This is a genomic window from Pseudoflavitalea rhizosphaerae, assembly GCF_003991355.1.
Taxonomy (GTDB): Bacteria; Bacteroidota; Bacteroidia; order Chitinophagales; family Chitinophagaceae; genus Pseudobacter; species Pseudobacter rhizosphaerae.
In genome coordinates, this window is the sequence record NZ_RCSU01000004.1 from 426,263 (window position 1) to 439,076 (window position 12,814).

Below are 12,814 nucleotides of genomic sequence, written 5' to 3' on the forward strand. Positions count from 1 at the left end.
AGGAATTTATTTTGCCAGGCCCGATTGAAGGAAAGGGAATAATATATGAAGATGAAAAGTGAGCTTGTTGACGAACCAATACTGATCAGGCGCTGTGTAAACGGCGACAGGACTGCTTTTTCCAGCCTTTATTCTCACTACGCACCCTTATTGTACCGGCTGCTGTATCCACTCACGCATGAATCCCGGCATGATGCCGAAGAGATCATACAGGATGTTTTCCTTTCCATTTGGGAAAAAAGGGAACTAATGCCTGCAATCAGGAATTTCAAACCTTTTCTCTTCCGGATGGCCAGGAACAAGCTGATAGATCTGAGAAGGAAGTCGGCTGTCAAAAAAAGAGCCGCAGGGAACCTGGAACAGCTCTCCCAAAGCAGTTCTCTTTCACCGGAAGAGGATGTGCTGTATGTTGAATACCATTCCTATGCCATGAAAGCAATAGCCGCGTTGCCGCCCAGGCAGCGGCAGATCTTCGATCTGCGGATGTCGGAAGATCTTTCCCTTGACCAGATCGCTGCACAACTTCAGATCACAACTCATGCGGTAAAGAAGAATCTTTACACCGCTATCAGAACGGTAAAAGAGCAGCTCAGGAAGAATCCTGACTGGTTATTACCCTTGTTGCTTGCCGCTGCCAGTTACTGCTAAAAAAATCTTATCCCGGAAGGTATACTTTCCTTCCGCTCAAACGAACTATACATTAACAGGCATGATATGACTGATGCAATTATTGAAAAAATAGCCACCGGCAATTATTCCGAGGAAGAGTTGCATGCCTTCCTGGAAGAATTGAAGGATATGAACGATGACGATTACAAAGCCATTTACAACAAGCTGTACCGGGTGCTGCCGGATATTCCTGACAGGCAGATGAGTGATGCCTTTCACATCGAAATGGAAAAACAGCTCGATAGCAGGGAGTCGATGGAGGAGGCAATTGTTGTCACGGGCTGGAGAAAATGGAGATATTACGCAGCAGCAGCCGTATTGCTGCTGGTTCTGGCAGGTGGCATCTATTGGTACCTGCAGCCTGATCAGCACAGGATCTTTGCTGCAAAGAACGGAGAGCGTAAGAGCGTTCGTCTGCCGGATGGTTCCCAGGTGATCATCAACAGCGGAAGCACCTTGTCCCTATCGGAACATTTCGATGAAACCGACCGGGAAGTAACATTGGAAGGAGAGGTTTATTTCGATATTAAAAGCAATGAAAAGAAACCTTTTATCATTCATACCAAAGCATCGGAAGTGAAAGTATTGGGTACCGCATTCAATGTAAGGGCCTATCCTTCGGAAGAAACGGAAGTGGCATCACTGGTGAGAGGAGCAATACAGGTGAGGATCAAAACAGAGACCGGCCTGTCTGGCGAATATCTTTTAAAACCTATGCAGAAGATGATCATTCGCAAAACCGGTCAGGTGGAAAAAGATAAAACCGTACAGGTGGAAAAGAAAACGAAACTGCTGATGCCGAGGATCGACAGCATCCATGTGAACAAGATCTTCGATGAAGTAGTGGAGACTGCCTGGACAAAGAACAAGCTGGTCTTCGATAATGAAACACTGCAGCAAGCAGCCGCCCGAATGCAGCAATGGTACGGCATCGAAATAAGAATCGAGAACGACTCCCTCAAAAATCTCCTGTACACGGCAAGCTTTGAAGGAGAAACATTGGAGAAAGTACTGGAAGCTATTCAATTCTCGATCCCTATGGTTAAATATAAAATGGAGAATAACGGCTTGTACATACTATACTGAGAAAAAATGAGTGCATAAAAAAGGGGATGCGCTAACATCCCCGATTTTCAGATATCGAAACAGTTTTGCGTTGAGAACATAGCTGTTTCAAATTATAACCAAAAATCAAAACTAAAGGTATGCAAAATTGCAACACCTCAGGTCCGTTTTTTGACCTGGACCGGCATGCATTCCTGCTTATGAGATCAGACCTGTTAAAGGCCGGATTTCACCGCAGTATCAGGAAAAAACTTTTACGAGCGATGAAATGGACAATCTTCATAATGGTAGCCTCCACGCTGCATGTGTCCGCGAATGGATTTTCCCAGAACGTCAAAGTAACTATTGTAGAACGTCAGATCAAACTGGAACGTTTTTTCCGTCTCGCAGAAAAGCAAACTGATTATCGTTTTTCCTACAGCACCAGTCTCGTTCCCATTACACACAAGATTGATGTGATTGCGAAAGATGAACCACTGGTGCGTGTGCTGGAGCGTATCCTGCCTGAACTGGGAATGCGTTACAGGTTACTTAACAAGAACGTCATCGGCATTTCTCCGGTTACTTTAGCGGCGCCGGCAATTCTGGTTGATACAACCATCACCGTCATGGGACGGATACTCGATGCAAGATCAATTCCCGTAGGCTTTGCTTCCGTAATGGTAAAAGGAACGCGAATGGGAGAAACCACCGACGAGCAGGGAAGGTTCGTGCTGAGAGGCGTGCCGGCCAATGCCATCATTTCTGTCAGCGCCATTGGTTTCACCACGCAGGAACTTTCAATACACGGTAACAGGAATATCGAGATCAGGCTGGCGGCAGAAAAAGCAGCAGACCTGCAGGAAGTGACCGTGGTGAATACGGGTTACCAGGCCATTTCCAGGGAACGCGCCACCGGCGCATATTCTTCCATCAATCCCACACGTCTTCGCTCCAAATTGAAACCAGACATCATTGCTGCGCTTGAAGGGCAGGCTGCGGGAGTAGTGGTTACCAAAGAAGGGAATATCGAAGTAAGAGGGGTGTCTACCATGAGTTCGGGCATCAGGGATGTGCTGATTGTTGTGGATGGCTTCCCTATTACAGGTGGACTGGAAAGTGTGAACGTGGATAATATCGAAAGCATCACTGTGCTGAAAGATGCAGTAGCCGCTTCCATCTATGGCGCGCGCTCTTCCAATGGTGTGATAGTGATCACCACCAAACAGGGAGCTGTTGGCAAGATGAGTGTGGAATACAGGGGGAGTGNCAGGGAGCTGTTGGCAAGATGAGTGTGGAATACAGGGGGAGTGTGGGTATGGTATTGAAACCGGAACTGTCTTACCTCAACAGAACGTCTGCTGCTGATTATGTGGATGCCGAACTGGATCTGTACAACCAGGACCCGAACAGTTTTCTCAATTCCTATAACAATTACCAGGTAATGTCGAGAGTGAATTACCTGAGTGTTGCACGCTCACAGAACTGGATCACACAGGCTGCTTATGATGCGGAGATCGAACAACTGAAAAAGAACGATGGCATCGGCCAGCTGCAGGACCATCTCTTCAGGAAACAGTTCCTGCAGCAACACAATATCTCTCTGTCTGGTGGCAGCGAAAAGAACCGTACAGTGGCTGCATTGAAATACATGGCCAATAACCGGAACGTGGTCCGCACCGATGATTCCAGGGTGATCTTCGATGTGAAGAATATCTGGAAACCCAACAACAAAATATCAGTGCAGGTATTCGCCAACGTGAATTACTACAATGAAGATAAGCCTGTGCGCACCTGGCAGGATATGCTGGCTTACACTTCCACATCGGTACTGCAACCGTATGATATGGTGGTGGACCCTGCAACAGGTAATCCGCAGGATGTATTTTATGCCAATCAAAAATCAATAGACCGATATGCTGCCCTCACCAATATGAAGTCGCTCCATTATAATCCCCTGGAAGACCTGGCGCTGGAAAACACCAGCATAAAGGATTTTCAGATCAGGATGGGGGCCTCCGTGAATATTTCACTGGCGCCAGGACTGAACCTGGAAACAGGCGGGCTCTGGACGAGAGGCAGCAGGATGGAAAGAACATTGTATAAGAAAGATGCTTACCGTTTGAGAGCCGCGTATAACGACGCCACTTCCATCTCCAATCCATCCAAACATTATATTCCTGATGGCGATATGATCAATGAAGCCCGCAATATGAACGAAGACTTCACTATCAGGGCGCAGCTGACCTACAATAAAAGAATAGGAAAACTGCACAGGATCGCGGTGCTGGGAGGATCGGAAGTAAGACGTGATATTGTAGACAATAACACGATGCCTACGCGCTTCGGGTACAATGATCTTGCAGGGACTTTTGTTCCTTTCAACTATGCCGATTACAGCACCACCATCTACAATAGCGATATGTACCGTTCTGCCGGAAAAATTTCCGCCACCAGCGGTTCCTATGCTTTCAGGGATAACCGTTTCGTTTCTTTCTATGCGAATGGTTCCTATGAATACGATAACCGCTTCCTGGTAAGTGGTAGTGTACGCATCGATCAAACCAATTTCTTCGGCACCGACCCCAAATACCGTTACAAACCATTATGGTCTGTAGGCGGTACCTATAAAATTTCAAGGGAGAAATTCTTTGATGTTTCCTGGATAGATAAACTGTACCTGCGCGGTTCCTATGGTGTAAACGGAAACATTTCACTGAACTCAGGCCCCTTCCTGATCATCACTGCCGGAAGCTTTTCCAATCTTACCGGCGGCATTTCACACAGCATATCATCCCCTCCCAATAATTCACTGCGATGGGAGCGCACCAATACCATTAACCTGGGAACGGATATCAGCTTCGCGAAGGGAAACGTGAACCTGTCTGTTGATTATTATTTCAAGAAGAGTACAGACCTGCTGGCCAGCGATGCCATTGATCCAACCCGTGGCTTTGCATCACTTACCAAGAATGTAGGCCAGATCAATAATAATGGTATCGAAATAAGTCTGAACACCGATGTGCTGAAAACAAGGGATATCGTATGGAACCTGCTGGTGAACTACAGTTACAACCGAAACAAAGTAGTGAATTATAATGTGAATTACCAGTATGCAACACAGCTCACTTCCGGTTCTATCCTGAGACAGGGATATCCGGCCAATGCTTTGTTCAGCTATCGATTTGCAGGGCTCGACAATAATGGGATTGCACAATTCTATAATAATGGAAAAGAAAAAGTGGTGGGCGGAAACGTGAAAGCTGCAGATCTCGTGTATTCCGGAACGCTGAGGCCGCCGCATGCGTTCAGCCTTACCAATACCATCAGGTATAGAAGATTCGATCTGAGTTTCATGCTGATCGCCAAGTTGGGAAATGTATTGCGTAAAGATGCATTCACCGGCTCCAACTATATCAACAAGAATGTGGCCAACAGGTGGAGGAAGCCAGGTGATGAAGCCAATACCATCTATCCCAAACTTACGGCCTGGAATATGGATATGTTCTATTTCCCTTACTCTGATGTACTGGTGGAAAGCGCCAATTTCCTGAAGATGCGCGATATCACCCTCAGCTATGATATGAACAATGGTTTCTTTAATAAGGCAGGTTTCTCAGATGTGAGACTGCAATTCCAGGTAAGGCATTTATTCATGATCACTGCCAACTCAGACAGAAGGGACCCTGAAACTTCGGAGATCAATACAACTGGCGGAACCGGCGCTTTCACAGAACAAGGTTTCACTTCGCTGCCGCTGCGTCCTGAATTCTATATTGGCATCACACTCGGTCTCTGATCAAAAGCATAATACAATGAGAACAAAATATTGCACAATACTTTTTTTACTGACGGCCATTGGCTTTTCATCCTGCAATAAATACCTCGATGTTAAGCCGAAGGGAAGACTGATCCCTTCAGATGTAGCCGACTTCGACAAACTGCTGGACAATACCAATATCGTTCAATGGGTATTCCTGGATAATAATACAGGCAGTACGCTTGGCTATTTTACTGATAACCTCGCATTGTCTGAAGGTATCGGTGAGGTCAGTTATAAAGCCAATAACCATCCGAATATCGACCGGTATTACAGTTATCTTTTCCGGGCTCCCTTCAAGAATCCCAACACTTCCGATTATTTCTGGGACTGGGGTACTTATCGCAGCATGGCTTATTTCAATAACGTGATCGATGGCATTACAGGGCTCGGAGATTATTCGAAGGATGAATATGCCCGCCAGGTGGTGGCGCAGGCAACGGTGAACAGGGCCTGGTCTTATTTTATCACTACCATGGTATACGGACCAGTATACAAACCAGGTGGAGACAATTCGAGAAAAACGATCCCATACCTAACCAGCTCGGATATGGGTGCACCCATGCCGATGCTGTCCACGCAGGAAGAAGTATATTCAAAAGTGCTCGGTGATATTCACAACGTACTGGCGGATGCGCCAACCGTTACCAGCTGGCCTTCACGTCCCAACAAAAATGCTGCCTGGGCATTGCTGGCCTACTATCACCTGTTCACGCGCAAGTTCGATAGTGTGGTTCATTACAGTAACCTGGCCTGGAATGCAGCTTCCGGCGGCAACGCGGCAAAACTGATCTATGATTACAATACATTCTTCTGGGCCGATCCTGCCAATCCCGTGACCAGCGAGCTGAAAGGTCCTGATAACCTGCTGGCACAACCGAATAACCGGGAGGTCCTCCTGTTCAGGAATACTGATAATGGGGCAGGCCGTTCTTCCAGTTCTTATCCTTCCGCTGAGTTCAAAGCCCTGTTTGATCAGGCCACAGACCTCCGCTACAAATATTTTTTCCTCACCGCGCCGGGTTACAAAACCACCTACAATGGCGTAACCTACGACGATGGCAACCAGGTTCAGTATTATCGCGGGGCCAAAACACAGATGACGGCAGGCTTCACCTGGCCCGAGGTATTGCTGATGCGTGCAGAAGGTTATGCAAGGACCAATGAACCGGATAAAGCTATTGCAGACCTTAACACACTCAGGAAATTCAGATATGTTACCGGCACACCTGATCTCGCCACCGGCACGCAGGATGAAGTGATCAAACTGGTATTGGAAGAAAGAAGAAGGGAACTGCCGCTCGCCCACTTCAAGCGATTCCTGGACCTGAAACGTTACACGCTCGATGCCGGAAAATCCTGGTCCAAAACCAATATCACGCATATGGTAGGATCACAATCTTACGAGGGAACGATCGATTCAGATGATTTCATTCTTCCCATCTCCAACCTCATCTTACAATACAACCCGCAGTGGGGTGTTCCTTTGGATACCCGTGCATTCTAAAAAATAAAAGTATACCGATGAAAAGAACAATCCTGTTTTCATGCGCACTGGGCTTCGTGTTGATGTTCAGCACCTCAATAGCCTGCGCACAAGGAGCTGCCGCAGCATCTTCGAGGCCACCCGTCACTTTGAAAGTAGGCGATCAGGCGCCACCGTTAGTGGCGGAAAAATGGATAAAGGGGCAGCCGGTGAATTCCTTTCAACCGGGTCATGTTTACATTGTTGAATTCTGGGCAACCTGGTGCGGGCCCTGCCGCGCTGCCATGCCGCATCTTTCTGAACTGGCAAATAAGCTCAAAGGCAAAGCAACCGTGATAGGTTTTGATGTACAGGAGCTGATCGCAGGGAAAAACAAGAACGGTGATTATATCACCAAAGTGGAAAATTTCGTAAAGAACCTCGGTGATGGTATGGACTATACAGTTGCTGCCGATGTACGCGAAGGCACTACCTGGAATACCTGGATGAAAGCAGCTGGACTGGGCGGCATTCCCGCATCTTTTGTGATTGACCAGGAAGGCAGGATCGCCTGGATCGGTCATCCCATGTCCGGGCTGGATGAAGTGGCGGACCTGGTGCTTCAACGCAAATTTGATGATGCGGCCAGGGAAGAGCTGACTGCAAAAAGAAAGAAGAATTATGAAAAAGTGAAAGAACTGCGCGCCAAACTGGATGAAGCGAAAAAATCTGGCAACACTGCCGATATTCTTGCTGCCACTGAAGCTGTGAATGAAGTGCAGCCCTTCATGCTGGAAACCCTGCTGGCAGCAAAATATGAGCACCTGCGCGCCACCGATCCGAAAAAAGCGAAACAGTTTGCACTGGATGCGGCAAAGAAACATGCCAATAATCCGCTCTTATTGCAAACCCTTTCAAAAGCCATATCCGATACCAAATATCCGCAGGGTCGGCAACCGGATTATGCGCTGGCCGTACAGATCATGGAGCTGGCGGTGGCCAGGTGCGCACCGGATGATCCTTATGCTTACAGCAACCTGGCCGAAGCTTATTTTAGAAGTGGAAAAATGAAAGAGGCTGTAAAAACTCAGGAAAGGGTAGTGGCCATTCTCGCTGATACTTCGCTGGTAGAACAGAAACAGGAAGTAAAAGACCGTGCAGCGGAAACCCTGGAGAAATATAAGAAAGCAGTTTAATAGAAGATAGATCGTAACAGGAATGGGCGGCTCAACTTATGAGCCGCCCTTTTTCATGTGCCCTTACATAGGGATCACCAGCTCTTTACTTGAATATGTGATCCGCAATTACCGCGACCGTCGGCAGCATTTCCGAAATATTGTCCGTTTTTATTGATCAGGGTCCCTAACGGTGAGGCGCATAGTTTTTTACCAAATGCCTGCGCCGGAACTTTCCTGTAAATGATATTGCTTCCGTTTTTGGTGTAGGACCATTCATATTTGTTATTGAGGCACATGAGGCAGGCGGCATCGCCACTGGCATCATTGTGCGGACCACCCACGAGGTTCTTCCGGAGACTCGGAGCGGAACCGGCGGGCTTGCCGTCTTCCATCAGGTACTGGACCTTCAACCCTGTGCTGTTGCCAGCACTCACCACTTCATTGTTACCTGCAGGTCCATGGGCCGGAATGCCTACGCCACGGCAGAGAAAATGGGCAACGGTATGGCTTAACTCTTCTTCTGCGGTGTACGGCAGCTTATGAACAGCGGCCATGCTGTCGTAGCACTTCATGATACCGGTGGTATTGATATTAATCTCTTTGCTGTTTTTAGTGGTCTTGAATTCGGCAACAGGGAGTATCTGTCCTTTCTCATTACCAATGTTCGCGACCTTGATGTAAAGGCCGTATTGGTCTCCGGAGCGCATCAGGCTATTCCTGTTGAGGATGCGTGTATCGTCCATTTGCGTTACATCGCAGAGCAGTGGGGTGATATTGGTGAGTGCTGCAAACAGGTTTATCCCTTTCTGGAACAATGACAGCTGGTTCATGTCTACCCTGATGCCTAATTCTTTTTTTACGGGGCTGAGCCTGGTAAATCCATATGCTGTAAACACGCCTCTGTACTCTTCATACACAGTTAATCCGTCGCCCTTATAACTGGAGCCGGGTGTAGTTTCCCTGTCGTCGGTTTCATTCGGGTTGCCGTTGGCTTCCAGCCATGCTTTGGCAATTTTCTTTCCATAGTCGCGGTAAGGATAAGGGATGGAAGTAGGTCCGGTGGGCGTTTCATAATGCCCCTTTATTTCCGTGCCATCATTCAAAATGGCTTTTACTTCCAGGTTCGCGTATGCACCGCCGTCATATGCCAGGATATAGAACATGCCTGTTTCCCCATCTTCTGAGGGGATAGTGAATTTTTGACCGTCGAAGTATTGGGCTGGCCTCAGGCCTTTGTCTGCGAGCTTCATATCGTATTCCCCTTTGATCATTGCTTTAGCGGGGAAGTTGATGGTAATGCCCGGCTCATTGGATGTGTTCAACAGTTGCACGAAGAATTCCTTTGCTTTTACATCCAGTTTCCTGCCATCCTTTCTTTTCAATTGTAAATTCACGGCAATCATGGAGCCGGAAACATGTTCAGCTGTGCCAGGTTGGGGAAGCCATGTTTGGTAGTTGGGGCTCAGCACCAGGAGGTCAGGTTCCTGCGAGTTGCGGGTGAAATTCCAGGTATAGATCTCTTCGGAATATGATCCATCAGAGCCTGTTTTAGATCTTTCTTCGCCTTTCAGCACATTTTGATCATCACCCCACTCTTTGTCTTCCAATTGAAAAGTGGATTCATCCGCTCCAAATTCCCTGTTACCTGAATTACCATCCCTTGTTATGGTCATCAATCCTTCACAGGCAGGCGCAGCCAGTGCTATTGAATAATATTTCCCATCTTCAGAGAACGAGAGGCTCAATTCCGTTTCGGCGGTCTTGGAACAGGAGCCGATCTCTGAATAAGAGCCGTCCGGATTGTTGTCTACCAGGTTCACGGAATAAGAGACTGTTGCCTGTCCTACGCCTTTCTTAACTGCGATATCGATGGTATAGGTTACTGTACTGGTTTGATAATTGACCTTGCCAACACTTTTCCTCACAAACCTCGCAGTTCCACTCCACTCCTCGGGATTTTGTGTAAGCCCGCAAAACGGGAGCAATAACGAAAAAAGTAAAAAGATGGGATGTTTCATACACTTTGAAATCTTGTTGAGCAGGCAAAAGTAGAGAGAACTGGAGCAAAGGCAGACCGGGCAGGTGCGGGAAATGGTATTACATGTAAATTGCAATACCAAATGCATGAAATATGCTGCCGGATTGTTGTAATAAGATCCTGATGGATTTTGTTGGATCCATTCCTGTAGGTTTGTAGTTTACCCAGTTACCCTGACAACCAGGGATTTGTTTTAATGCATCTTTATCAATTAATCATTAACGCGTATGAAAAAAAATGCTCTGTTTACCTTTTGCATTGTGCTTTTGTCAATGGTTGGATTTTCCCAAAGTTCCGCGCCTGATTCCATAGCGAGATTGAAAAAAGAACAGGAAATACTGAAAATGCAGGAACGTATCAGTCAGTATAAGATCGATTCTCTAACGCTGGAACTGGACCTCAAAGAAAAAAAGGAAGATTTGCACAAACTGAAACTCGAATCACAAGAACTGGCAGATAAGAATTACCAGCATGCACAGAACCTGCAGCGCGATGCGCACAGTAAAGCCGCCACCAGGAGAGCTGATAAAGCTGCCAGTGCAGCGAGGAAGGCGGCCAAAAAAGTAAGAAAAGCGGAAAGTTCAGTAGATAAAACTGAAAAGAAATTGAATAAGCTGAAAAAGAATCTCTCCAGGGAAGAAAATAAACTGAAGAAACTTACCGCTCCGGAAAAATAGTTTTCCTGTTTTCCTTTTTGCAAATTGGGGCTGCCCCAAAAGCTATTATCTTAGAATTTTGGGGAGCCCACTCGCTCGCCGGGAGGCGAGTGAGTTTTATTCAATAGCCTCTGGCGACGCGGTGTTCGCCGGAGGCGAACTAATACAAGTCACTCGCCAGAGGCGAGCGACTGCCAGCTCTCTGACCTTTCTAGTCAGCCTCTTCTTAGATCCATCCTGTATCGATTAATTGTACTACATTCGCGCTGCAATGGTTTTCAACACCCGTTTCACGGTGTTGGAATTAATAGGGAATCAGGTGCAAATCCTGAACAGACCCGCTACTGTAAGTTCTGTAACAAACACTTTGTGATCTACTTGCCACTGTTTTTAAGTGAAATAAAAATGGGAAGGCCGTTCAAAGTGAGAACAAGTCAGGAGACCTGCCAATGCAGTTTATTTTTAAAGCTTTCGCGGACGAGGCTTTGAAAACAGCATGAATAGAAAATATTCAGTACCTGTTTATTTCCATCATTACTGATAACGGTTAATTTTTATGAAGAAAAACGTATGGGCATTTTTGGCGTTTATCGCCAGCACTACTATTGTATCCTGTTCTAAAGATGATAAGGTATCGCAGGATGAGACCTCTGAAGTTGAAATTCTAAATGTACTTGCACAAAACAGTGTTGCACAGGAAGACACACTCGTTTTTAAAGCGAAAGCTGCTCCGGGAAGTACTTTTACATGGGCAATTGATGGCAGGGATGCAGCCGTTGCAGATTCGATCTTCAAATTTGTTGCTGCTGAAACGGGGCAGCATACAGTTTCTGTGATCACCACCAGGAATAATAAGAAAGCAGCCTCACAGGTAAATATAAATGTGCATGGCAAGTACAAACATGGCATATTTGTATTGAATGAAGGAAACATGACAACGGAAAACGGAAGCCTCATCTTTATCAGCCCCGGCGGGAAAGTCACTGACAGCGCCTATTTTAAAGCAAATGGCACTCACCTTGGGAATACAACGCAGGACCTGTATATCCATAACAATAAAATGTACATCATTTCTCAAAATGGAAAAAAGAATGCCATGAACAATCCATTTGATAATGATGGATTACTGGTAGTGGCCAATGCTGAAACACTAACAAGAGAAGCTGCATACAATGAAGAATTGTCAACACTGAGCTGGCCTACCCATATTGCAGTACTCGATGAAGAGAATGTGATCATCCGGGATAATAGTGGCTTGCACCGTTTCAATACAATAACCAAAGCGCTTACTTTCATCAAAGGTTCCGGATCAGCCGCCAAACTGACCATGGCTGTTTCGAACAATAAAGTATTTGCAGCCGCGGGCACGAAAGTGTATGTAATAGAAGCCGGTAAAGATACGCTCACTTACGGTGTTGATATGAAGGCTAGTGTGAGCGGCGTGGTTAGAGCCAGTGATGGGAATATCTGGGTGTCAACCACTACTTCACCTGCAAAGATATCCAAGGTCAATTACAGGGATTATTCCCTGATCAGGGCCAACGAGATCACTACCGGCAGCCTTAGTGCAGGCTGGGGCGCAACGCCGGGGATCACTGCCAAAGGGGATACCCTTTATTTCAGTGGAGCAGGTACAAGAATCCACCGGCATATCTTCAGTACCGGTGCAACAGAGTTCCTGGTGGATGCCAAAACAAAAGTGGAAGATGCAGGTATCGTGTACAACAATATTGCGGTTCATCCGATAACTGGTGAAGTGTATTTGAATACCATTAAAGGCTATGGCATGAATTACCTGATCAATAGTATCAGCGCTTTTGATTTCAGTAACGGCATATCACTCAGCGCCAATTATAAGAATTATACGAATTTCCCTGCTGGCATTTTCTTCACGGACAACTATTAAGAATCGGAGAGCTGGCAGTCGCTCGCCTCTGGCGAGTG

At 46.6% G+C, this 12,814-nt stretch carries 9 protein-coding genes and 1 riboswitch; of the genes, 8 read left to right on the top strand and 1 reads right to left on the bottom strand.

Annotated elements, in window-relative coordinates:
• Positions 1-51 precede the first annotated feature (51 nt).
• The 6 genes from D9Y29_RS09785 (at position 52) to D9Y29_RS09810 (ending at position 8,194) form a co-directional block, all read left to right on the top strand.
• Positions 52-648 carry an RNA polymerase sigma factor gene (locus D9Y29_RS09785; RefSeq protein WP_164735337.1) on the top strand — a complete coding sequence of 199 codons (597 nt, stop codon included), beginning with the start codon at positions 52-54 and terminating at the stop codon, positions 646-648.
• A gap of 66 nt (positions 649-714) precedes the next feature.
• On the top strand, positions 715-1,755 hold the full coding sequence (locus D9Y29_RS09790) for a FecR family protein (RefSeq protein ID WP_127127493.1): 1,041 nt from the start codon (positions 715-717) through the stop codon (positions 1,753-1,755).
• Between the two features lie 587 nt (positions 1,756-2,342).
• Positions 2,343-3,005, top strand: a complete 663-nt coding sequence (locus D9Y29_RS09795) for a carboxypeptidase-like regulatory domain-containing protein (RefSeq protein WP_478356356.1) — start codon at positions 2,343-2,345, stop codon at positions 3,003-3,005.
• A 26-nt stretch (positions 3,006-3,031) separates the two neighbouring features.
• Positions 3,032-5,512: a TonB-dependent receptor domain-containing protein gene (locus D9Y29_RS09800; protein WP_164735339.1), complete on the top strand. Its 2,481-nt coding sequence runs from the start codon at positions 3,032-3,034 to the stop codon at positions 5,510-5,512.
• Positions 5,513-5,528: 16 nt separating this feature from the next.
• Entirely contained in the window at positions 5,529-7,040 is a 1,512-nt protein-coding gene (locus tag D9Y29_RS09805) for a RagB/SusD family nutrient uptake outer membrane protein (protein WP_127127499.1), read from the top strand.
• 17 nt (positions 7,041-7,057) lie between these two features.
• On the top strand, positions 7,058-8,194 hold the full coding sequence (locus D9Y29_RS09810; protein WP_127127501.1) for a TlpA disulfide reductase family protein: 1,137 nt from the start codon (positions 7,058-7,060) through the stop codon (positions 8,192-8,194).
• A gap of 74 nt (positions 8,195-8,268) precedes the next feature.
• Here D9Y29_RS09810 and D9Y29_RS09815 read toward each other — a convergent pair whose 3' ends face one another.
• Positions 8,269-10,101: a hypothetical protein gene (locus D9Y29_RS09815; protein ID WP_127127503.1), complete on the bottom strand. Its 1,833-nt coding sequence runs from the start codon at positions 10,099-10,101 to the stop codon at positions 8,269-8,271.
• A gap of 340 nt (positions 10,102-10,441) precedes the next feature.
• Here D9Y29_RS09815 and D9Y29_RS09820 point away from each other — a divergent pair, with 340 nt between their 5' ends.
• Positions 10,442-10,891 carry a hypothetical protein gene (locus tag D9Y29_RS09820; RefSeq protein WP_127127505.1) on the top strand — a complete coding sequence of 150 codons (450 nt, stop codon included), beginning with the start codon at positions 10,442-10,444 and terminating at the stop codon, positions 10,889-10,891.
• 234 nt (positions 10,892-11,125) lie between these two features.
• Positions 11,126-11,335: riboswitch (cobalamin riboswitch) on the top strand.
• Between the two features lie 91 nt (positions 11,336-11,426).
• Positions 11,427-12,776 carry a DUF5074 domain-containing protein gene (locus tag D9Y29_RS09825; RefSeq protein WP_127127507.1) on the top strand — a complete coding sequence of 450 codons (1,350 nt, stop codon included), beginning with the start codon at positions 11,427-11,429 and terminating at the stop codon, positions 12,774-12,776.
• Positions 12,777-12,814: the final 38 nt, after the last annotated feature.

Excerpts from the sequence above, each read along its gene's own strand:
- D9Y29_RS09805 (WP_127127499.1), top strand. The coding sequence starts at position 5,529 with ATGAGAACAAAATATTGCACAATACTTTTTTTACTGACGGCCATTGGC.
- D9Y29_RS09825 (WP_127127507.1), top strand. The coding sequence starts at position 11,427 with ATGAAGAAAAACGTATGGGCATTTTTGGCGTTTATCGCCAGCACTACT.
- D9Y29_RS09810 (WP_127127501.1), top strand. The coding sequence starts at position 7,058 with ATGAAAAGAACAATCCTGTTTTCATGCGCACTGGGCTTCGTGTTGATG.
- D9Y29_RS09800 (WP_164735339.1), top strand. The coding sequence starts at position 3,032 with ATGGTATTGAAACCGGAACTGTCTTACCTCAACAGAACGTCTGCTGCT.
- D9Y29_RS09785 (WP_164735337.1), top strand. The coding sequence starts at position 52 with ATGAAAAGTGAGCTTGTTGACGAACCAATACTGATCAGGCGCTGTGTA.
- D9Y29_RS09790 (WP_127127493.1), top strand. The coding sequence starts at position 715 with ATGACTGATGCAATTATTGAAAAAATAGCCACCGGCAATTATTCCGAG.
- D9Y29_RS09820 (WP_127127505.1), top strand. The coding sequence starts at position 10,442 with ATGAAAAAAAATGCTCTGTTTACCTTTTGCATTGTGCTTTTGTCAATG.